The sequence below is a fragment of the Pararhodonellum marinum genome, assembly GCF_015354735.1.
Taxonomy (GTDB): Bacteria; Bacteroidota; Bacteroidia; order Cytophagales; family Cyclobacteriaceae; genus Pararhodonellum; species Pararhodonellum marinum.
The window spans coordinates 176,342-199,352 of the sequence record NZ_JACEFJ010000010.1; the positions used below are offsets into that span (position 1 = coordinate 176,342).

General features: G+C 42.0%; 14 protein-coding genes. 7 read left to right on the forward strand and 7 right to left on the reverse strand.

The window, feature by feature from the left end; all coding sequences use genetic code 11:
* Positions 1 to 5: 5 nt before the first annotated feature.
* Positions 6 to 1,280, reverse strand: a complete 1,275-nt coding sequence (locus H1A14_RS17325; RefSeq protein ID WP_194777546.1) for a hypothetical protein — start codon at positions 1,278 to 1,280, stop codon at positions 6 to 8.
* Between the two features lie 175 nt (positions 1,281 to 1,455).
* On the opposite strand from H1A14_RS17325, the gene H1A14_RS17330 reads away from it, so the two are divergent.
* Together H1A14_RS17330 and H1A14_RS17335 are read left to right on the forward strand one after the other, a co-directional pair.
* Positions 1,456 to 3,906, forward strand: a complete 2,451-nt coding sequence (locus H1A14_RS17330) for a Plug domain-containing protein (RefSeq protein ID WP_194777547.1) — start codon at positions 1,456 to 1,458, stop codon at positions 3,904 to 3,906.
* 275 nt (positions 3,907 to 4,181) lie between these two features.
* Entirely contained in the window at positions 4,182 to 5,390 is a 1,209-nt protein-coding gene (locus H1A14_RS17335) for an alpha/beta hydrolase family protein (RefSeq protein ID WP_228527839.1), read from the forward strand.
* A 136-nt stretch (positions 5,391 to 5,526) separates the two neighbouring features.
* Here the strand turns inward: H1A14_RS17335 and H1A14_RS17340 are convergent, their stop codons facing one another.
* Positions 5,527 to 9,363: a PVC-type heme-binding CxxCH protein gene (locus H1A14_RS17340; RefSeq protein WP_194777548.1), complete on the reverse strand. Its 3,837-nt coding sequence runs from the start codon at positions 9,361 to 9,363 to the stop codon at positions 5,527 to 5,529.
* Between the two features lie 590 nt (positions 9,364 to 9,953).
* On the opposite strand from H1A14_RS17340, the gene H1A14_RS17345 reads away from it, so the two are divergent.
* The 3 genes from H1A14_RS17345 to H1A14_RS17355 all read left to right on the forward strand — a co-directional run bounded on the left by H1A14_RS17345 (position 9,954) and on the right by H1A14_RS17355 (position 12,926).
* Entirely contained in the window at positions 9,954 to 10,154 is a 201-nt protein-coding gene (locus H1A14_RS17345) for a hypothetical protein (RefSeq protein ID WP_194777549.1), read from the forward strand.
* Between the two features lie 227 nt (positions 10,155 to 10,381).
* Complete coding sequence (locus tag H1A14_RS17350; RefSeq protein WP_194777550.1) at positions 10,382 to 10,825, forward strand: hypothetical protein; 444 nt, start codon at positions 10,382 to 10,384, stop codon at positions 10,823 to 10,825.
* A 337-nt stretch (positions 10,826 to 11,162) separates the two neighbouring features.
* Positions 11,163 to 12,926, forward strand: a complete 1,764-nt coding sequence (locus tag H1A14_RS17355; RefSeq protein WP_194777551.1) for a glycoside hydrolase family 9 protein — start codon at positions 11,163 to 11,165, stop codon at positions 12,924 to 12,926.
* 173 nt (positions 12,927 to 13,099) lie between these two features.
* Here H1A14_RS17355 and H1A14_RS17360 read toward each other — a convergent pair whose 3' ends face one another.
* Positions 13,100 to 13,315 (reverse strand): hypothetical protein, encoded by a 216-nt coding sequence (locus H1A14_RS17360; protein ID WP_194777552.1) that lies wholly within the window; start codon positions 13,313 to 13,315, stop codon positions 13,100 to 13,102.
* A gap of 599 nt (positions 13,316 to 13,914) precedes the next feature.
* Here H1A14_RS17360 and H1A14_RS17365 point away from each other — a divergent pair.
* A complete protein-coding gene (locus tag H1A14_RS17365; protein WP_194777553.1) occupies positions 13,915 to 14,292 on the forward strand; it encodes a VOC family protein in 378 nt (125 codons plus the stop codon).
* Between the two features lie 9 nt (positions 14,293 to 14,301).
* Here the strand turns inward: H1A14_RS17365 and H1A14_RS17370 are convergent, their stop codons facing one another.
* The 4 genes from H1A14_RS17370 to H1A14_RS17385 all read right to left on the reverse strand — a co-directional run bounded on the left by H1A14_RS17370 (position 14,302) and on the right by H1A14_RS17385 (position 21,699).
* Positions 14,302 to 14,496 (reverse strand): PspC domain-containing protein, encoded by a 195-nt coding sequence (locus tag H1A14_RS17370; RefSeq protein WP_194777554.1) that lies wholly within the window; start codon positions 14,494 to 14,496, stop codon positions 14,302 to 14,304.
* A gap of 83 nt (positions 14,497 to 14,579) precedes the next feature.
* Positions 14,580 to 17,849, reverse strand: a complete 3,270-nt coding sequence (locus tag H1A14_RS17375) for a S41 family peptidase (protein WP_228527840.1) — start codon at positions 17,847 to 17,849, stop codon at positions 14,580 to 14,582.
* Positions 17,850 to 18,098: 249 nt separating this feature from the next.
* Positions 18,099 to 20,234, reverse strand: a complete 2,136-nt coding sequence (locus tag H1A14_RS17380; protein WP_194777555.1) for a S9 family peptidase — start codon at positions 20,232 to 20,234, stop codon at positions 18,099 to 18,101.
* A 121-nt stretch (positions 20,235 to 20,355) separates the two neighbouring features.
* Positions 20,356 to 21,699, reverse strand: coding sequence for a DUF418 domain-containing protein (locus tag H1A14_RS17385; RefSeq protein ID WP_194777556.1), 1,344 nt, complete (start codon positions 21,697 to 21,699; stop codon positions 20,356 to 20,358).
* A 199-nt stretch (positions 21,700 to 21,898) separates the two neighbouring features.
* Between H1A14_RS17385 and H1A14_RS17390 the strand changes: the two genes are divergently transcribed.
* Positions 21,899 to 23,008: a hypothetical protein gene (locus H1A14_RS17390; protein WP_194777557.1), complete on the forward strand. Its 1,110-nt coding sequence runs from the start codon at positions 21,899 to 21,901 to the stop codon at positions 23,006 to 23,008.
* The last annotated feature ends 3 nt before the right edge of the window (positions 23,009 to 23,011 follow it).

A 23,011-nucleotide genomic window follows, 5' to 3' on the forward strand; every position in this document is an offset into this window, starting at 1 on the left:
GTTAACTATTCTTTCATAAATGGTATCGTTCCGAGACTATAGGCCGGTGTACTTGTATTGACCTTAACTTCCAAGTAATGCCGACCAGACGCTAAGTCACCAACATCTACAAAAGTAATCAGGCCTTTTCTGTTTTCGGTTTGATGGAAATAAAAAAGCCAATCTGGGTTTACCAATTCCTCACCATCCAGAAATATGGCATACACTTTATTCATGCAGTTGAGCTTATTTTGATCCGCTTGATCATTGGAGTCCTTGAGTTCATCGGGTTTCAATCCACACACCTCCATCATTTTCTTTTCGAAGACCAGTTGGTGTTTCAATCGCAGCTCTAAAAAACGTCCTGAAACAATCGGTGAAGGGGTTTCCAATATATAAGAAGACCAAATTTGATTCCTGTCTTCAAAATGGCCACTGAATAGTGTCATGCCAGCCGACCGGGAATAAAACTTAATAAAACTGAATGCGCTTTCGTCTTGAGCTTGTTGCAGCCTATGTTGCCCCAAGAATGAAAAGGCAATAAAAAGAACAAAAAAGCCAATGAGGTATCCTTTCCTCAAATTGCTGGCAAAAACATAATAAATGGATCGGTAGAATCTGGAAAAGGTGACCCAGCCCAGAAAGCGGTGAATGGGATAGTAGATTTTCGCTATCCACTTGTTTTTGCGGTAAATCCCCAAGCCTATAAAATCAACGACCAATACCATAAATATTGAAATCAGAAACAAATCTATGTTAAGGTTCATCCATTGAGCCATGGAAAACCCGAAGCTTTGCAACAGGCAGGCCACTACAAACAAAAAAGCGACAAAAAGGGTGACACTAGCCATCACCCCAAGGATCAGCATGATTAGGAAAAAACAAGTGGCAAAAATCGAACTGCATATTTTTTCCAGATTTATGATCTGGTTTTCCAAACTGGGAAGGGACTTTATTTTATTTTCAAATTGGGGTTGGTATCCCAGTTTTTCGGTCTGAATGCCTTTTGGAAAAGTGTAGGTCAGCCCGATAAGCCCCACCCATACACTGCGCAAAAAAAGGTGAACCAACAAGCCGAGAATCAAGACATACACCACTTGTTCCAGCCCGGTGAATACCCCAAACAAATTACCTGAAAGTGCCTCAGCACGCATAAAATTAGAGAGGGATCTGATTTTTTCAGGCAATTGGAGCAACCCAATCAATACCAAACCTGAAAGCAATATTTCGGGCTCCCAAGAATTCTGTTGAACTCTTTTCAGCCATTTGGGTATCGTTTTTTTGGTAGGGATAGGTTCCATATGCGATAAGTACCAATGCTATTTATCGAACAATTTAATTATTCCAAACAAATTCCAAGAATTTATAGAGAATCAATTTTTCGGTCTTTTGCTAAAAATGGAAGCATTAAACTATTCTGGCTATAAATACTGTTATTATGGTAGCATTAGATACTTAAAGTCCAAATCAAAACCCATGAAACCCAAAAATTTCTCATACTTATTCTTTTTGTTAGCCAGCTTGATATTATCAGCCTGGATTTTGGCTCCTGACCCATTGACAGAAAAGGTAGAAACCTATCTGAAGACTTACAGGGCCAATTATGCTACCGAAAAAGTGTACATCCATCATGACAAACCCTATTACATGGCTGGAGAAATTCTTTGGTTAAAGGCCTATGTAGTAAATGCTGCTTCAAACAAATCAACCGAAAAAAGCGGCGTACTCTATGTCGACTTGATGGATGAGGAGGAGGCTTTGGTCTATAGCCTCACATTGCCGATTTCAGATGGTGGGGCTTTTGGGGACATTCTACTACCTGAAAACTTGCCAGAAGGAGTATATAGACTTTCTGCTTTTACCCAATGGATGCGGAATTTTGGAGAAAGTGGTTTTTTTCAAAAAGAAATCTATGTGTTTAATGGTACTGAAGGACAGGTTACATCAACCCAAAAACTCGAGGAAAGAGCTCCTTCCGTAGATTTGCAGTTCTTCCCCGAAGGAGGGGATTTGGTGGCGGGATTGTCTAATACTGTCGCTTTTAAAGCCTTGGCCTCAAATGGTTTTGGATTACCTGTTTCCGGAGCCCTCTTTGATGAAGCGGGTAAGAAGCTGTTGGAATTTGAAGACCATCATGACGGCATGGGTGCTTTTTCTTTTACACCTGACTCGGGGAAAAGATATTTTGCCAAACTCAACTTTTCCGATGGAAGGACGGTTGATTATGCACTTCCTGAGGTTTTGTCCGAAGGTTTTGTGATGCAATTGGACGAAGTGTCTGATCCGGAGGCCGTAAAGGTAAGTATAGCCTCGAATAGAGAAATTCCTGGTCAGTTGATGTTAATGGGGATTGCAAAAGATTCTTTGGCCTACAAGGAACCGGTTGCCTTTGCCAACGGTCAAAGCGCTGAATTTGAAATTCCCAAGGATAGGTTTCCGACCGGTATTGTCCGGTTTACCTTGACTGATACTCAAGGAGAGCCATATGCTGAGCGGTTGGTGTTTGTAAGGCATCCTCAGAAAACCAAGGTGAACATAAAAACAGATAAATCCTCCTACTCCCCGAGGGAGCAAGTAGATTTGGAAATTTCTATGGAGGAAGGCGGTTTCGGACCTGAATTGAGTCAATTTTCTTTATCAGTTACCACTGACAAATGGGTTAAACCCAGTCAAAGTCAGGAAAACATCGCGACTTATTTATTGCTCAGTGCGGATCTCAAGGGCCATATTGCAACACCCGGCTATTATTTCGAAAAAGATGATGCAGAGAGACAATTGGCACTAAAACACCTGATGCTGACCCAAGGCTGGAGGAGGTTTGGTTGGGAACCCATAGTGGCACAAGAATTTCCAAAAATCCAATATGGAAATGAAATGGATTTACATCTTAAAGGAAGGTTGGTCAATAGTAAGGGGGAAGGAATAAACAAAGGGGAAGCGCTTTTGTATCTTAAAGACCGGTATCAGACTTTTATAACCACACCGACCAATAAGGAAGGTTATTTTGGGTTCACGGGATTTTATTTTAAAGACACCATACAGGTCATGATTCAGGGAACTGATAGCAGAGGCAGAAGGGATGACGTGGAGGTTCAAATGCTTGAAAGGACTTTTAAACCACTTTTTTTGGCCAGTTGGATTCGATTGCCTGAGGCATATGTCAGTCAAATGCCTGATGGCTATGTGCTCTCCACGCAGCAGCAACTTTCTGCAGTGGAAAAGGAAGTAGGCGCCATGGATTTGGGAGAATTGCTCTTGCAAGAGGTCGTCATAGAAGGTAGAGCGGAAATTTATGAGCCCTTTACTTTACATACAAAAGCAGACGTGGTGCTTCACCGCAATCAACTGCCCATAGCCCCTTCGGGAAATATTCTTGAAAGTTTACAGGGTAGGGTAGCCGGTTTGCAGGTAACCAAAACGGGAATGAATGAGTTTAGGTCAGTAATTCGAGGTCAAGGTACCCCTCTTTATCTTTTGGATGGGATGCCCATCAGTGAGAGCACCATGCAGAGTCTCAACCAATTTGACATCGGCCGGATTGAAATCCTAAAAAGCCCAGGCGCAACCGGCATTTATGGTGGCCGTGGGGGTGGAGGCGTCATTGCTTTTTTTACGGATATGGGATATGAAGAATTGGAAGAGGCGGAAGAAGATGCCAAATACATCATCACTCATCAGGCTGCGGGATTTAACAAAACAAGAACTTTCTATTCACCAGTTTATCAAGAGACAGATTATTATGACCTACCTGATTTGAGGAGTACAGTTTATTGGAATCCTATGGTATTTCTCAGCCCTAATTCAAAAAGAGAAATGAGTTTCTATACAGGGGATGTCACAGGGCGTCATCGTGTTCAGGTCGAAGGCATCACCAAAGATGGCCATCCTATCAGTGAGGCAATTTATTTTGAGGTTGAGGGGGATTGATCAACATGTTTTGCCACCGATGCCTATTTTTAGTTTGTAGATAAGTGCCTGAGACAGGCGTGCGGAATATCTATTGACACTTGTATTCCATGGAAGTCTGGCTAAAAAGATTTTAGAGCCCGATTCAGTTTGTGGCCTTAATCATCCCCATTGCTTTCCTACCTCCAAGTATCAAATAGTAATTAAGCTTTATTTGACCTGTCAGGGTATGTATAGGATACCTCATTTTTTTGAAAATTAGGCGTAAATCCCTAAATTCCACAAATACCATCAACATGCGAAACCAATATAAACCGGAATATCTTCTGATCTTTTTGATTGGACTATTTACTTCAAACCTTATGGCCCAGGAACAATTCAACTATGATGAATCCAAAGTCCCTGATTTGGTTTTGCCTGATCCTTATGTTAGCTCCAAAGGGGAAATCATCGAATCGATGGCTGATTGGGAAAACATCAGGAGGCCGGAATTGATGCGGTTTTTCTCTGAAAATGTCTATGGGTCTATCCCAATGGATTTTGATGAGATTCATTTTGATGTGTCGACAGATTCCGACCATCTCTACAAAGAAGTTGCATTGAAAAAAAATGTGCGCATCAAGGTTTCCAGAAAGGGAAAAGCTCAGACAATAAAGTTGTTTGTCTTTCAACCTCTTAAAGGAAAAGGACCTTATCCTGTATTTCTATTGATAAGCCATAGAAATGCACAAGACCTACTTGAAGATAAAGAAGATCAGTTTTTCCCTCTAGAGCAAATTGTCAGTAGGGGATATGCAGCTGCTATATTTGATGTGGAGGATGTTTCACCCGATGATAAGGTGAGATTTTCACACGGTATATTGGATACACTTTATCCCGAACAACTGGAAATGCCTGAGGGAATGCGAGGTTTGGCAGCGTGGGCATGGGGTGCTATGAGGGCAATGGATTATTTCGAAAATGATATTTCACTAGATCAAAATAGGTCAGCTGTAGTCGGGCATTCCCGAGGAGGAAAAGCTGCATTATGGTGCGGAGCAAATGATGAACGCTGGTCAGTGGTCATCTCCAATGAATCCGGTTGTGGAGGTGCGGCTTTGTCACGAAGGAGATTCGGCGAAACTGTAAAACGCATCAATACCAATTTCCCCTATTGGTTTAATGATAATTTCAAGGCTTTCAATGACAATGAAGATGCTTTGCCAATTGACCAGCATCTTTTGGCAGCATGTATTGCCCCAAGGTCTATCTACTTTGCATCCGCCATAGAAGACCAATGGGCAGATCCAAAAGGAGAGTTTTTGTCACTTAAATTAGGTTCAAGGGTCTATTCAGATATTTATGGAATCAAAGTTGACCTGCCGGAAAGTTTTGAAAACCACCAAAGGACTATCCATACAAATTCAGTAGGTTACCATATCCGTGAAGGAGAACACAACCTGACGCTTTATGATTGGGAGCGGTTTATGGATTTTGTGGATAAGGAGTTTTTAGTGGCACGCTGATAACACTGATAACACTGATTTTCACTGATTTTTTATCTTCCCGAATCAGTTCAATCAGCTTCATCAGCGTTCAATCAAGATGCTAATATCCTAATATCTTTATATCCCAATATCCGTTCCCCATTCATCCATAAATTCAATCCACCCTCTTCATCGTCTTCAAATACCCCATCAAATCCACAATTTCTTTCTCCGTAAGGTTTTCGAACAAGCCGGGGGGCATCATGGAAACCTCTGTCACATCCTTGGACTGTATACTGGATTTGTTGATGATCACTGGTTCTTGACCTACTACCCGCAGTGTAATCTGCCTTTGGTTTTCTCCGATAATATTCCCGGAATAGGTCCTACCATCCCTGGTATTGATCACCACCATCTTATAGTCATCCTGGATTTCAGCACTGGGTTCTATGACATTGAGTAAGATATACTCCACATCCGACCGGTTGGAACCTGTCAGGTCGGGACCCATTTCTCCACCCTCTCCAAACATTTTGTGACAACTGCCGCAGACTTGGGTGAAAACCGTTTTTCCGGATTCAATATTTGCAGATGCGATTGCTGACGGTTGGAGTATGGTCCTGTATTTATCATAGGCAGCTTGGTCACTAGGCACCTGTTCTATTGGTCCCCAAACTTCTATAAACCCACTGCCGACTACCCGGAGCAATTGTCTGGCAACACTGACAGGAACTTCAGCTTTGGCTATCTTTTCATCCTTGATTTCACGGGTCAGCATATTGCCATATCTGGATCGGGAAGAAAGGGTCTGCATGGCAATCTGTTTTTCATCTGCATCAAATGTTGGATACTTCTCTATCAGCATCCTGCCCAAACTCTCGTTGTCAAAAGCTGCAATGGAACGAATAGCATCCTTCCTCATCGCAAGCTCCCCGATTAGTCCGGGCAATTCGGAAATCAGCCCGGTTCTTTGCTGTGCTGTGAGCGTTTGAAGTGCTTTTTGTCTTTGGTCCAGAGGTTGCTTTTTGTCTTTCAGGATAGCAAATGCCCGTTGGGTAGCCTCCGTATCTCCAAAGAGGCTTGAAATCTCCAAAGCAAGTTCTTTCTTTTTCCCACCAGATTTGTCCATTTTATCGGCCACAGCCTTCCAATTAGACGGGATATTCAGGTCAGTTCTACCTTCCATACCGCTCAACATTCCCGACAACAGCAGTTCTGTGTTCGGACCACCTTTACCGATAAAAGCAACCAATTTCTCCATTTCATCTGCATCCACAGCCCTTCTGGCAATATTTTGGGTAACAAAGGGGATTTTGGATTGGGCAGAAAGTTCAAGGAAATTGTCCGTATTTTCAGCGATCAATGATTCGACTCCATACCAGATGATTTTGGGTAGGTTATGGTCGTTGGCATCTTCCTCATGTTTCATCAGATTGGCAGCGAGAAGAAATTTTTCTTTGGGTGGGATTCTTTGCATGGCTGCTGCGAGATAAAGTCTGACGACGGGAGACGTGTCGTCTTCTGCCATTTTCCTGAATTTGGCCAAAGCAGTTGCAGATGGATCATGGTCTTCACAAAGCAACTGAATGGCCCAGGCCCTGATGTGCGGGTCTTTATCAGATAGTGCACTGATCAAATCATTTTCATTAAATCCTCCAACCTGATGCAATGCCCATAGTGCCCTTAATCTCCAATCTGGATTTTTGTCCTTTTGGTAAATGGACTTTAAACCTTTAATGGTATTTGCTTCCAACTCTCCTTTAACAGCCCTTTTATGTAAAATTCCCCTCGCTCTTCTGGAATGCCAATCACTCTTATTGGTCTGAAGTGAGATCAATTCTTTGTCCGACATTTTATTCAGATCTGAATATCTTCCTTCAAAATCCTCGGCAAGTGATTTTTCCGGCATTATCCTGAATATCCTTCCTGTTTCTTCATTCAGGACTTCCTGTCCGCAGATATCCGCATCATGCCAATCGAGTACATACAAACCGCCATCAGGTCCTATTTCCATGCTAAAGCCTACCCATTGGGCATTGTTGGCCAACATAAAATCATCTCCGTGTTTTCCCTCATACCCCGAACCTTTTGGAACAAGTCTGTCCGAAAGTACGGCATGTTCATGGATATTGGCCATGAAAATCCTACCCTGTTCTTCCTCAGGAAATGCATCTGATTGGTAAACCCTGGCACCGCCATGGGCCGAGCGGTGACTGTGGTCTGCGATGGTTTTGATGTCCTCATACACATAAGGATTGAAATGCTGCCCACCCTGACGGTGGTAAATGCCACCCGGAATCACATGCCAAAGATGGGGGATGACACAGGCAGTCATCAATAGTTGGCCTTTGGCATCATAGTCTATCCCCCAAGGATTACTGAAACCATGGGCCACCACTTCAAACCTGTCTTTGACGGGATGGTAGCGCCAAACCCCACCATTGATATCCACCCCGTCTTTTTCCAATAAATCTTCCGGAAAAGGATCCTTATGGTAATAGAGTTTGGCATCACCGTTTGGTTTTCTGATTTTGGAAGGAGTGGCAAAGCCCTGTAGTCCATAGAGCCAGCCATCAGGACCCCAATGCATGCTGTTGAGGGTTTCGTGTCTGTCCCGAATTCCCCAACCTGTGAGTAAAATTTCAATATCTTCCAGATCCGCTTTGTCATCTTGGTCTATATCAGGGACAAAAAGTAGGTTGGGAGGTGCACCGACATAAAGTCCATCAAATCCAACAGCAATCGCCGCAGGGAAAGCCAGGCCTTCCATAAATACTTTCTTGCTGTCTGCGACCCCATCTCCATTGGTGTCCTCCAATATCAGAATCCGGCTGTCGCCTGAATTTGAAAATCCATGGCCTCTTGATTCGTAATCCTTGTTTTCGGCAATCCAAAGCCTACCTCTGTCGTCCCAGCAAAAAGCCATCGGTTGGGTCATCATGGGTTCTGACGCCCATACATTGACCTGATATCCAGGCTTGATGGTCATGGCTTCCACAGCTTCCTGTGGGCTCAGAAATTTGGCATCTCGACCCTCTCTCTGGGCAAGACCCCAAAGTTCGGTCGTGTTATACATTCCCTGCCTACCGGAAAATTCTCCCCAGGCTTCTGTCAATTTGATGTCATTGACCTCTCCGGTGTAGACCATAAGTTGTAGCTTGATGGTTTCTGCGTTCCCTTTTTCTATCAACCAATCTCCGTCTTTGGTAAAGGCAGGTCCCAAACCCAATTGTCCATCCACGCGCCATTTATTGGGATATCCCCTGTTTTCGGGATGGTCAAAAACTGCAATATTGGCAAAGTCGTCCCAGCCATCTACCTGCATGCCGACATTTACCCACATGGAAGGTTGTCCTTCTGCAAACTCGTTTTTCTGCCTTGCAGCATTGATGATTTCCCCTTTGATTCCCTCTCTCCAGGGCATTCTGACGAATAAGCTTCCATAGTCATATTGCCCGATAGTGATCGATTCAATAGCTTCCCCTTTCCATTCCAAATCCAAAAAATATTTTCCCTTCTCTTCTCGTAAAGACCAATTTTGGGTTTCAAGCATGATTGGTTCGCCCTTCTCGTCCAATAATTGATAAACTGTCTGCCATTTCACTTCATCACCTTCTGTTTCTATCACATTCAGGGCAACCTTTTTCCAATAACCTTCTTGAGGGTTATGAAAATAATCCCGGTCATTGACCCTAGTCAATCCCCAATACAGACCCGTCTGATGTTTGTGGTGTCCCGGGCTATATTCAGTCAAAACACCTTTGCCATCAGGTGCCGAGATTGGGTGAATGTAAGGGCGGAAACCTTCTTTGGCATTCTGAACCAAAATGGGTTCATTTTCTCCTTTTCTGTGAATGGAAATGGTACCTTCTTTTTCCTGATGTATTAAGGTCAAAAGGGTAGGGCCATCTTTTTCACTTTCTGAAACCTCTGATTGATTGCCTGAACAGGATAAAAGAAAAATGAGGATACATGAAAGGAAAAACAGGGAAAGCGGAATTGACTGATTCATTTTGGGATTGTTTCTTGGGTGGAGCGGTTTAATTCGGTTTTACATAATACAATCTTTAGGATACTTAATATAATCATTGGAATCTGAATATGTTAATGTTTCCTTTGAATGGTTCAATATTTATTCTGAGTATCCTCCATTCTACCCTTAGAAGATTTTAATTTGGTATAAAATCCCCTCGATAGGCCTGCCGAGGCCAAATAATCTATGCCTGTAACATACCGAATAGTTAGAATATTTAATTCTGATGATTGATATGAATATAGTATTTTGCATTTTTTTCATCCGGTCTCAATCATTCGGGCCATCTCAATCTTCACGAAGCTCCTTGGATTTAGAATGCAGAGAATTGGGAAAAGTTGGGGTGAGGAGCGGAAGTAGGGATTTACGAATAACGAATTTTAGATTTCAGACCTAAGAAGGGATTGACCCAGGGTTGGGACTGTGGACACGCAAAGTAGGAGGAAAATGTTTACTCAGGGAGGTGTTGTTTCATGGAGGATTTTAATGTAGAAATCAATTCTGGTATTTAAATATCAGTTTATATTGATTACCTTAACTTATATTAACACTAAACCTACTTTAAGCACATGAAAACAGTTGGAATTATATTATTGGTATTAGGAATCATCGGAACCATCATGTTTGGCTTACAAGCTATTCAGGATTCTGAAAGTTTTAGCATCCTTGGAATGGACATTGCCGTCAGTACAGCCAATTGGACACCTGTCATCATCAGTGTAGCTTTGTTGGTTATTGGGTTGGTGATGTCAGCAAAAGGAAAGAAATAGGCCATTTCTGTCCGAGGAAAATAAACGCTGTCAACAAACAATCTTTATGTTTTCATTTCCAAAGAATGGAAATCCAGTTAAAGGATATCCATTCTTTGTTTTTTTTATTTTGTCTATCATGAAAGTGGAAGCGACAAAATAAATTAGTTTGTAACATCTCAAATAAGGATGTCTTAGATTACCTACCCGCCCAGCGGGGCTTTTGGAATGTACTACTGGTAGAGGACTTGGATGAGGATGGGAGGCCTGAATTATTGGCAGGTAACCTTGGATTCAATAGCCAAATAAAGGCCAATGAAGACCAACCTGCCACATTGGTTTACAAAGATTTTGATGGGAATGGAACGGTAGACCCAATCCTGAATTTTTATATTCAGGATGAAATCCATCCTTTTATCACACGTGATGAATTGGCTAACCAAGTGTATGGAAAAAAAACACGTTTCCACACCTGTGAGCAGTATGCGTCCGCTGGTTTAGGGGACATGTTTACCAAAAAGGAGCTTAAGGATGCTGCTACGCTGCTGGCTGATAACCTAGCCACTTGTCTATTTACTTTGGATGAAAACAATCGATTTCAGCCTATGGCCTTACCAATAGTGGTTCAATTTGCACCTGTTTTTGCCCTCCAGACGCTATCGAGTGAATCTGGAGGAAGAGATTTTTCCTAGCTGGAAACATCAATTATGCCCGATTGACCTATGGTGTGGTTTTTTCTAATTTTCTTACCCTGTATTTTTCACCTATATTGTGAAGGGGGTGATGGTTTTGCAATGAAAATTTCTCAAGCTTCTCCTTCTCAAATATGGCGAAAAAGAATCCTAATTGATGTTTCTGTTTTTTATGTAGCGGGAACTAATCAAGATTTTCCCTGATTGATTGATTCGGAATGGAGCCAAATTTTGCGGTAAAGATTCATGATTGATTCCCATAAATAGGTAAAGTTCAGCAACCCTATGAAAAAAAGCTTTCAAAGAACATTTAATCAAACTTAGTTATATCCTACTAATGATACAACAACACACCATCTGCCAGTTACTGATTGGTTTAGTCTTTTTAGGCTTGATTTCCTTTCAATCTGCGGCCCAAAAATCCACTTTGCCTATTTTGGAGTCCATTCGGCTGAATCAACTGGGGTTCTATCCGGAACAGTCTAAAATCGCTGTTGTCCTTTCCGCGGAAAGTAGGCCTTTTTTTATCAGAGACACCAAAGCGAATCGGGTTGTCTTCGAAGGGGAGCTTTCTGAGACCAGGTCAGTCTCTTTTTCTCCAAAAACCACGCGATGGGCCAATTTTTCCGATTTGAAAGAATCAGGGACATTTGTTCTTGAGTTACCAGGAATTGGAGAGTCATATACTTTTGAGATAAAATCTCAGGTGCATCGTGCTTTGGGCCAAGCCGCAATCAAAGCTTTTTATTACCAAAGGGTATCAACTGATCTTCCAGAGGAGTACGCCGGTTTATGGGCAAGGGCAGCAGGTCATCCTGATAATCAGGTATTGGTACATGCCTCAGCCGCATCTCCAGAAAGACCGGAGGGCACTATCATTTCTGCTCCATTAGGTTGGTATGATGCGGGGGACTATAACAAATATATCGTCAACAGTGGGATCACTATGGGAACTTTGATGGGACTCTACGAGGACTTCCCAGGCTATGTCAAAAACTTAAACCTAGATATTCCTGAATCTCAAAATCAAGTTCCTGATTTACTGGATGAAATTCGCTGGAATCTCCTTTGGATGATGGACATGCAGGATCCTCATGACGGTGGGGTTTACCATAAGTTGACTACTGCTAATTTTGAAGGCATGGTCATGCCACATGAAGCTACCAGTCAGCGCTACGTGGTAGCCAAAAGTACTGCTGCCACTTTGGATTTTGCAGCGGTAATGGCCCAGGCCTCAAGGGTGTTCAAGGATTATTACCCTGACATGGCCATATCTTGTCTGAAAGCTGCCGAGATGGCTTGGCAATGGGCAGTCAAGCATCCTAATGTTTTGTACAATCAAAATGAAATGAACAAAATGTATTTTCCTGCAATACAGACAGGTGCTTATGGAGACCGAAATCTGGAGGACGAATGGCTATGGGCTGCCTCTGAACTTTATGTCAGTACACACAACCTGAAATACCTTCAAAATTTTCCAGGGGATATTGGAGAATTTTCTTTGCCCAGCTGGGGAAATGTTAAATGGTTGGGTTATTATTCCTTGATAAGGCACCGTGATCATTTGAATAGTCTTCCGGAGGGTCTCATCGCAAAACTCACAAGCAGTTTATTGGAGACAACAGAGACTTACATTAAAAGTGCTTCACAACATTCCTACCATACTGTTATGGGACAAAGTGCCCGCGATTTTGTGTGGGGATCCAATTCGGTGGCTGCCAATCAGGGAATTGCTCTCATCCAAAGTTATTTGTTGACTGAGGAGGATAAGTTTCTGAAACATGCCATTGGAAATCTGGATTACATTTTGGGCAGGAATGCCACTGGTTTTAGTTATGTAACTGGTTTTGGACACAAATCCCCTAAAAACCCACATCATAGGCCATCTGAAGCCGAACCTGAGAAATTACCAGTACATGGTTTTCTGGTAGGGGGGCCAAATCCAGGTCAACAAGACAAATGTGACTACCCCAGTGATGTACCGGATGAATCCTATGTCGATCTAACTTGTTCTTACGCTTCCAATGAAATCGCCATCAACTGGAATGCACCTTTTGCTTACCTGGTAAATGCTATTGAAGCATTAGAAGGTGTTAAATGATGTAGTTTTGTTAGCCTACTGATAAAATCCAGATCCACCAACAAAAACCAGAACCCATTCCGAGTTCTGGTTTTTAGTGTTAGAAATTACATCGGGCTAGTATTTCAGGGAATTATTCAAATGGTTTTGCCTTATGAATATTACCTGTCTAGGTCAAAAAACCGGTAAATTTTTTACATTCTTCTCAGTTTTCTGTGAACCCTTCCCAACCTTCTCTTTACTGCCTTTTCCCTGATGATGGGTGGCTTTTCTTTCTGTTTCAAATAGTGCAGTTTGGTTTCCAATCTATACCGTTTGGATTCCAACCTTTCCATTTTTTTGTAGCTCCTTGCCTGTACCATTATACAGGTACCAAGAAGCAGAACGAGTAGCAAAGCTAACTTTTTCATGATATATGGTTTAAGTTAAAAATAATACAAAAATAAATTCAAATAATCTCAAAGGAAAAAACGAAAGCAAACCATACTTCCATAAAGTTTTAAGTCTTCATTTGGGTAACTAAGCATGATAAACTTAAAAATATTCCTTTCTAATCCTTCATGGGTGATGTGCTGGGTTTTTGACCGTTGCAGCTGAATGATTAGACCCTTAATTTCATAAATATTTGAATCAAATCCAAACAATGCTTATTCAATTTAACTATAGAATCCATTAATAGTCAATGTTTTAACGAATGGGTCCGGCTGAATTTTACCGGATAAAAACAGATTTTTCCTGATGGTATATATTAAAATGTAGTCCGTCTAAGAAATCCACTTCCAATATTTTTTTACAATTATTTAAAAAAAATCTCAAAAATTTATGAGATTTAGGCCAGGTAATGCCTTAAAATTTGCCCTTGTATTTTTGTGATACCAGCTGCTTAATTTTTCTTTAATTTTTTAACGATTTTTGCACTTGACCGAAAAACAAAAATGCTTAGAAGCTTTGATAAAATGAGGAATTTGTAGATTTTAGTGGATTATTCCAACGATAAACTTGAACGACCATGGAGCATAACCCTGTTGGCTGGTTTGAAATCCCTGTAACCGATATGGATAGGGCGAAGAAATTTTACGAAACTGTATTTGAAATTGAAATCCAGCTTCAGGACTTCAATGGTTTCTTAATGGGTTGGTTCCCTTTTAATGAGTCTGGAATAGGTACCTCAGGGGCTTTGGTCAAGCATGAAATGTATCAACCCAGTGATAGCAAAGGGGTATTGATCTATTTTTCGTCTGAAGATGTGACCACGCAGCTGATCAAGGCGGAACAAGCAGGAGGTAAGTCCTTACAGCCCAAAACCCTTATCTCTGAAGACATAGGGTACATGGGCTTGTTTTTGGATTCCGAAGGCAATAGGATGGCCTTACATTCAAGGGGATAAACCTTTCAATCACGCAAAATCCTCAGGCATAACAAACCAAAGGATCAGGTAAATCAAGATGCCGGGAAACCCAGCACTGATGACCGATAAAATTACATAGCCAATTCGTATTTTGTCCGATTCCCAACCCAGGTAATTGGCCAATCCCCCACAAACTCCTGCGATGACTTTGTCCGAACTGGATCTCATTAATTTTTTTTCCATAAGGCCTGAGGTTCTTATAATTCCATAGTTTACTAAAATGAAGTTAAGGCTAAACTGGGTATTCGCCAAGTTTTTAAGGCGTCTTAATTTATTCCTGGTTTTGTAGCAGGTTTGGGAAAGGGTGGGGGAGTGATTTGTTTTGGGCCTTCAGTTTCAATCAATTTCAACACCTCTTCTACCCCTCGCTCCAGCTGTACATCCCTTCCTTCCGAATGTGAAACAGCATCTATATGAACTTCTATGTCTGGGGCAATTCCCTTATTCTCACCGATCCATTCATTTCTGATCGGATCAAATACAGCATTGTCTGGTGAAGTCATGGCCCCACCGTCAATGAAGGAATAATGGACTGAAGATTTAACCAAACCACCCCAGGTCCTTTTACCGATCAATGGTCCTGCTTTCTGATTCCTGAATACCCATGGGAAATAATCTCCTCCGGACCCTGCCAGTTCATTGATTAGCAATACCTTAGGCCCTAAAATGCCAGCAGGAAGTTGGAAATGTCTTGGATTGGGGACTTCATTGGTGATGGCGGCACGGAGTGTTCTGGTCATCAGGTCCACCATATAATCATCCAGCAATCCACCTCCATTGAATCGTTCATCAATTACAGCGCCCAATTTATCCTGCTGTGCAAAGAAATACCGGTTGAAGGAAGTGAATCCTGAACCCCCTGTGTTGGGCACCCAGACGTAAGCTAGTTTTCCGTCTGACAGCTCGTCTACTTTTCTCCGGTTATCTTCCACCCATGCCCTTTGTCTCAAACCTGCCTCCGAACCAATGGGCGATACAGATAGTTTTCTTGCTCCACTAAGCTGAGGTTGATTGTGTACATGTATAATGGTCTGCTTTCCGGAAGTGCCTTTAAAGGCCTCATAAATATCCGTGGAAGCATCCACCTCTTGACCGTTTACTGAAAGTATATAATCACCTGGCTTAATCTCTAGCCCAGGTTCTGATAAGGGGGCTTTCAAATTTGGATTCCAACTCTCGGCTGTATAGATTCTTTTTATTCTCCATTTCCCGTTTGCAATTTCATAATCGGCTCCCAACAAACCTGTAGCAATGGTATCTACAGCGGGAAAATCTCCACCAAAGACAAAACTATGCCCCACGGACAACTCCCCGTTCAATTGATCTAAGAGGTAGGTTAAGTCATTTCTATGCTGAATGTAAGGAACAAGTGGACTGTACCTGTCCAAGACGTCATTCCAATCCCTACCGTGGGTGCTGGAGTCGTAGAAATAGTCCTTTTCATATCTCCATGCTTCATTGAAAATTTGTTTCCATTCTTCTTTTCTGTCCAGCTCCATCCGTAACTCCATTTTGACCAGACCCTCAGACGCATCGGGCTTTTTATCAACTTGCACTACTTTCCAATTTCCAGAAGAAAAGAACAGGAGTTTCTCCCTATTATGGGAAATTTTCACCCTATTGATCCCTTCGGTGAATTCTTCAAACTTTTTCCCTTCAATGGTAAATTTATGGAGCGTTACGCCCGGTCCATTTGGACTGGCTTCGCCGATAAATGCGGTTCCTTTTTTTCCGGCAAGAATGAAATTGTATGGCTTCACAGGGATGGATAATGACAAGGTTCTTTCTTCTATTCCTTCCCAGTCAATCTTCACCTTGACCTCACCCTCTTCTTTTTCTTTTTTGTCTTTTTCAGGATCTTCTTTTTTGGGCTCCTCTTCATCACTTTTCAATGGAAATGGCGTTTTTTCCTCTTTGGAGAGTACGATGAGGTAAGCAGCATGCTCTGGTTCAGCTGAAATGGAAGAGGTATTGGCCCAGCCTGAGCCTAAAGCCAGGTTTGTACTGGCCAGAAAATACAGGTATTTACCGGAGGCATCCCATGTGGCAGAAAAAGAGTCAGCCAGATTGTTGGTTACGGGTTTTGTTTCATTTTTTTCCATCGACCAGAGGTAGATCCTTCTGAACATGTTGGGTCCGGTTTTGCTGTAGGATAGCCATTGGGAATCCGGGGACCATTCCAGTTTCATGTTTCCTCTTTCTATGTTGATACCTCCGGAATCAATTGTTTTGATTTCGCCGCTTGCCACATCTAGAATTTTCAGGTACACTTTGTTGTCAACAAATGCAATGCTTTTGCCATCAGGGGACCAAGTGGGCTCCCATACCATTTTTGCCTCTCCAAGCGAAACTTTTTTCTGATCTTCTAAGCCTTCCTGATCAGCAATCATCAATTGGTAACCCTTTCCACCTTCGTCCGAAAACCAGACTACCTGATCCCCCTTAGGAGACCATATTGGATTTCTGTCCGCAGCATCGGAACTGCGGCTTAAGTTTCTGGGACTTCCATCTTCCACTGGTACGGTGAATATTTCTCCACGCGCTTCAAGAAGAATCCGCTTTCCATTGGGAGAAAGGCTTGCGTTGGTTGCTCTTGAAGTTACATTCTCCAATCGTGGCTCTGCCCATGGAAAATCTCCCTTTACCTCAATTTCAATTTGTTTGGAATTTTTTTGCTGAGGATCAAATAAATAAAGCATCCCGTCTTTTTCATAAATCAACTGCTCTCCATTGCCTGACAGCCACATGATATCAGATCCTTCAAATTCAGTTTCCTGAACAAGAGTTTCATTGGCTGGGTCATAGGACCAAACATTGGTAACCCAGTTCCTGTCGGAAAGAAAAAACACCTTGCCATTGAGGACTACAGGGTGAATGTCAGTGGTCCTTTCATTGGGGATCATGATCTCCGAAAGGTCATTCAAATCTGTTATGATCAAGGAAGTATTCTGCCCACCTCTATACGCCCTCCAAGTCACATCCCAACGGGAAATAGGTTCTACTACCATTTTATCTTCTCCCAAATAGGCCGCCCTTACACCACGCGGGAGAGGAAAAACCTCTGAAGGTCCACCATCTAAAGGAACTTTCCATAATCTACTAAATCCAACCGGTGCGGTATCTCTATTTGTTTCATATAGAATGTGCGTGCCATCAGGAGTCCAACCAACCACATTGGCGGAAGATGGATGCCAGGTAAGTTGCCTGGGAGTGCCCCCTTCCACCGATACGACATAAACCGCAAAAGTCCCGGTTCTATTGGAACTGAAGGCAATTTGATTTCCATCTGGAGAGAATTTAGGATTTTTCTCTATAGCTGCGGTACTCGTCAATCTTTTGGCCTCTCCCCCTTGTAGGCCAGTCAGCCAAATATCAGCTCCATAAACGAATGCTATGTGGCTTTGGCTTACATCAGGTTGCTGTAAAAGACGGGTCCCATTGGCCAATACAAAACAGGGTAACAGCCAGATGAAAAAAAATGAACAAGATCTCATCCATTTAGAAAAGGAGAAAGAGAATTTGGTTTTGATTTTCATGTCAGGGCGGGTTTGGATTTAAATCTGAAAGGCTTTATTGGCAAATAAAAACTACTCAATTTCTATGGAGGAAGCAATTTATCCCAGAAATTTTATGGAATCCTTCTGCAACCAGATGGTGGAGGTTGTTAACCATGTCCATATAGTTTGAGGATACCAGGACCCCATGGGTTCATCTAACTTTACGCCTGACTTGAGAATAGAAAAACTTCTTTCCCAATATTGCCATTCCTACCCTTTTCTTGTCAATCACTCAGAAATACCCAATATATCAAATAGAAAAGCATATTCCCTAGCCAATTCTTTTAGTCTTTCAAACCTGCCACTCGCACCTCCATGACCTGCATCCATATTGGTATAAAGGAAAAGTCGGTTGTTGTCAGTTTTTAGTGTCCTTAGCTTTGCCACGTATTTGGCAGGTTCCCAGTATTGGACCTGAGAGTCATGAAGACCGGTAGTCAAAAGCAGGTGAGGATAATCCTTTGCCTCCAGATTGTCATAAGGAGAATAGGACAGCATGTAGTCATATTGTTCTTTGATATTGGGGTTGCCCCATTCCATCCATTCAAAGGTGGTCAATGGAATGGTCTCATCCTCCATGGTTGTAATCACATCCACAAATGCAACCTGGGAGACAATGCCTTTGTAAACTTCAGGAGCCATATTGGTCACCGCTCCCATCAAAAGTCCACCTGCACTTCCACCGGACGCAAAGAGCTTATCCTTTGCCACATAATTATTGTCCTGCAACCATCTGGAACAATCTATGAAATCGTAGAAGGTATTTTTCTTGTTCAACATTTTACCATCCTCATACCATTCACCTCCCATTTCCTGACCACCTCTGATATGGGCAATGGCATAGACAAATCCCCTGTCTAACAAACTTAATCGAGTACTGCTGAAAGTTGGTTCTGTAGAATAGCCGTAAGAACCGTACGAATAGATCCAACCCGGACTCTTGCCATCTTTATTGAAAGAGTCTTTTCGGTAAACAATTGACATGGGGATTCTTTTGCCATCCCGGGCGGGTACCATGATTCTTTCTGTCTGATAGTTTTCTTTATTGAAATCCCCTAAAACAGGCTGTTCTTTCATCAAGGTTTTCTCCCGGCTTTCCATATCGTAATCATAAGTGGAATTAGGCGTAGTAAGAGAAGTGTAGGAATACCTTACTATTTGGGTATCAAATGCGGGATTGTAGCCCAAACCTGCATAATAGGTAGGTTCCTCAAATTCCATCTGATGTTCAGAATTGTCAGAAGTTTTGATAATCCTGATATTGGCCAGACCTTGCTTGGTTTCCTGTATGGCCAGGAAATCTTTGAAATAATCCACACCTTCAAGAAATACATCTGATCTGTGGGGAATCACGTCTTTCCACGAGGTTTTTCTAGGGTTTGAAACAGGGGCTTCCACCAATCGGTAATTGACTGCCTCATGGTTGGTATACATGTAAAACTTATCACCTCCCGCGTGGTCCACGCTATATTGAACATTGTCCTGCACAGGGCTGATTAACTTCGGCTGACCCGGATTGTCTGCATCCAAATACATGGCATAAGAAGCGTCTGTACGCCCTGAACTTATAATGATGTATTTTTTGGACTTGGTCTTCCCAACTCCACAGCTCAGGGTCTGGTCTTTTTCTTCAAATACTACTTCATCCTGTGTAGCATATTCGCCCAAAACATGTCTTTTGATCTGATAATTTCTCAGGGTCTTCATATCCGGAATCGAATAATAAAAAGACTTGTTGTCACTGGTCCAAACAGCATCGCTTCTGATGTTTTCTATCTTATCCGGGAGCATTTCACCTGTTCGGAGGTCTTTGATCATAACGGTATAAAAATTCCTCCCCACGGTATCCATGATGATGGCTGCAAGGTTATGGTCAGGGCTGACTGAAGTCCAGAAGGTAAGGAAAGATTTACCTTTACCCAATTCATTGCCATCCATAATGATTTCCTCTGAAGTATCCAAAGAGCCTTTTTTACGTGCATAGATGGGATATTCGCCGCCTTCTACGTACCTACTGTAATAGTAATAATCGTCCAACTTGTAAGGTACAGAGGAATCATCTTCCTTGATCCTGCTTCTCATTTCAGAAAAAAGCATTTCCTGAAAACCCTTGGTATGGGCCATCATGGTGTCAAAATACTGGTTTTCAGCTGTCAAGTAATCGATTACCTCAGGATTTTCTCTGTCATTGAGCCAATAGTAATTGTCTACCCTTTTGTCTCCGTGCTTGGAGGTTATTTCATAAGCTTTGATTTCAGCTAGCGGAGGCTGTACATCGGGTAATTGGGAAGCCGGTTTGTCATTTGAACATGCGATACTCATTCCTGAAAGGATCATTAAAAGGGTTTGGATTGATTTATTCATAGCTGTAAGAAAACAATTCTCAAATATAGGAAAATGTGGATATGGATACAGGCTCCATGGAAATTCCCCTATTGAATTAATCAATTAAATTGAAAAGCCCATTCAGGTGCATGGCTGTGCTCTATTTTCTCACAAAAGGCTGTATCCTCCCATAAGTCAAGCAACGCCACAGCCATTCCAAAGGTCCAAAAAGAAAATATTTCAGCCAAATTGGACTGACGACCAATTGGAATACCCAAATCGCAAGTACGAGGTAGTACAATTGATAGTATTCCCATTCCGCATATTGGTTGAGTCCATAACCGAAAAAGACAAGGGTACAGATCACTGAATGCATGATGTAATTGGTGAAAGCCAGTTGCCCTACTGCTCTCAATCCATTCATCAATCGGGTAAAATACCCCTTTTGGTACAAGACCATCACCAAAGCCACATGGGCCATCATGATCAAAATCCTCTGGAAGTCATAAATCAAAGACACCCAATTGATGGAATGGGTTTCAATAAAAATCAAAGCCGATTCTACATTTGGAAAATGGATTTTATTGTAAATAAAAGCAAATATCACCAGTGGCAAACCGATACCATATCCAATCCAAATGGTCTTTATGTACTGTTGCTGAGTCCACTCCAAGGTCAGAAAGCCCCATTTGTAAAGGGCAATTCCCAAGAGCATCAAGGCCAACATGTCCCAAATGGAAAACACAAAATACTTAAACTGCCCATCCCAAGCCATAGGTCTGATATGACTGGCCACTTCTGAGTAACTTCCTTTCATCAGAGCAGTATGTTCTTTCACTTCTTCCTTATTGGGTATCATTTCCTTGCGGGTTTCTTCCCAAGCTTCCAAGGCTGCCCTTTCTTTTTCTCCCAATTCACTTCCTGCTTCCTGCAAAGCGATCGCCTCCTTGTAATCCAAATACTTGCCCCTGATATTCTGCATAAAAAGTGTATTGGCGACAAATCCTATGATAGCGACTATGGGCACACCCATGGCCAGGTATTTGGGTTTCATTTTTCTGAAAAGAAAGGCCATCATGCCGATCAATCCATAAAAGTAGAGAATATCCCCAATCCAAAGCAAAAGATGGGCATGGGCCAAGCCGAACAAGGTTAGCCAGATCATTCTTTTGTAAAACAAGCCAGTAGCAGATTTCCCGGATTTCTCTTTATTGGAGGTAAACAACACTATCCCAGCACCGAAAACCATAGAAAATAAAGCCCTCATTTTACCCTCAAAAAACACCGTATTGACCGCGCTAACCCAAAAATTGGTATTGGAAGTGTCCTGTGACCAGGGTTCTGAAAAGTATTCTTCCATAGCAAAATAGGGGATATTCAGCAGGAGTATGCCCAATAATGCAACTCCTCTGACTATGTCGATAATATCGATCCGATTGGAAAGAACAGCGGGCTTGGGAGACTGATCGACCAATTCTACCTCTGCGGTGGTTTGTAAGTTCATAAGTTCGACGTATGGATAAAAGAATCTGCTAAAAGTAACTATAAATCAGGAAGTTTGGTATCACCTAATCATGTGATATTCACATTTTTTTATTTAAACAATGCTGGTGGTGACAAAAAAAATGGGCCGTTAAGTTTATTCCTATGCAACCCTTTTTCATGAATTCTCATCAAGCTAAAAAAACCAATTATTATAAACCATGAAAAAATTTTTGATCACAATCATTTCAGCTTTGGCGCTCCTGTCTTGCAATGACAACGAAGTGTTGCCAATCATCAAAACCCCTGTTGTTAATTTCCATGCTCCTGAAACCACCTTAATGGAAAATGACGACGAAGGCATTGATGTTCAAATTTCCTTATCTGTTCCCGCACAGCGTTCCGAAACCATCAAGGTGAAGATTCAGGGCAATTCGACAAGTTTGCCTTTTGAAACAGAACCTTCTTTCAATCAAAGTAAAGAATTGACCATCCTGATACCAAAAGGAAGCGCAGAAGTTTCTTTTAAAGTTAGGCCAATTAATGATAACCTCAGTTTGGGCCATAAGGAATTTAGCTTTGAGATTTTTGAACTTTCAGATGGGTTGATCAAAGGCGCCAATCTTTTCTTTGACCTGACGATTTTGGACAATGAATCTGTCGGACTCCTCAAATCCATAGAAACGAAAGGGTTGGGATACCATCACAGGGAATATGAATACACACATTTTGGAAGCTATAAGCGGGTTTTGTATAGGAACCATGAATCTCAACCATTGATTGCCCAAAACTTGTATCAGTACAATGATTCCGGAAAGATCATAAGAATCAGTGGTGACATTGGTCAGCCTCAGCAGCAATTCCTTTACGAAAATGGAAACCTGAAAAAGGCAGAGCGAACTAACTTCAATGATTTTCTGGAAATAGATGAATACGAAATTGATGAAACCGGCAGACCTCAAGCCTTAAAACTCATGAGACTTTTGCCATCAGGAGAACTGGGATTATTGGGATATCGGGCATTTACCTATTACAGCAATGGCAGCATACAATCGATCACGGATTATGAATTTCGATCCCATATAGAATATGAGATAGTCAAAAAAGTCACTTACGAATCCTATTCTCCGGCAAACAATCCCCTCCCTTTTTACGATGAAATCCCAGGCTTGATCCTTCAGCCGGCCTTGCCGCTCAAAATGGTCATAGAGGAAGATGGACATGTGTTTACTTATCAATTCACTTACACTTTTGACAACATGGGAAAAGTGATGGAACGAAAAACGGCTGGACCCAGCGGTATAGAAATCACCAAATACCTGTACTACTAAATC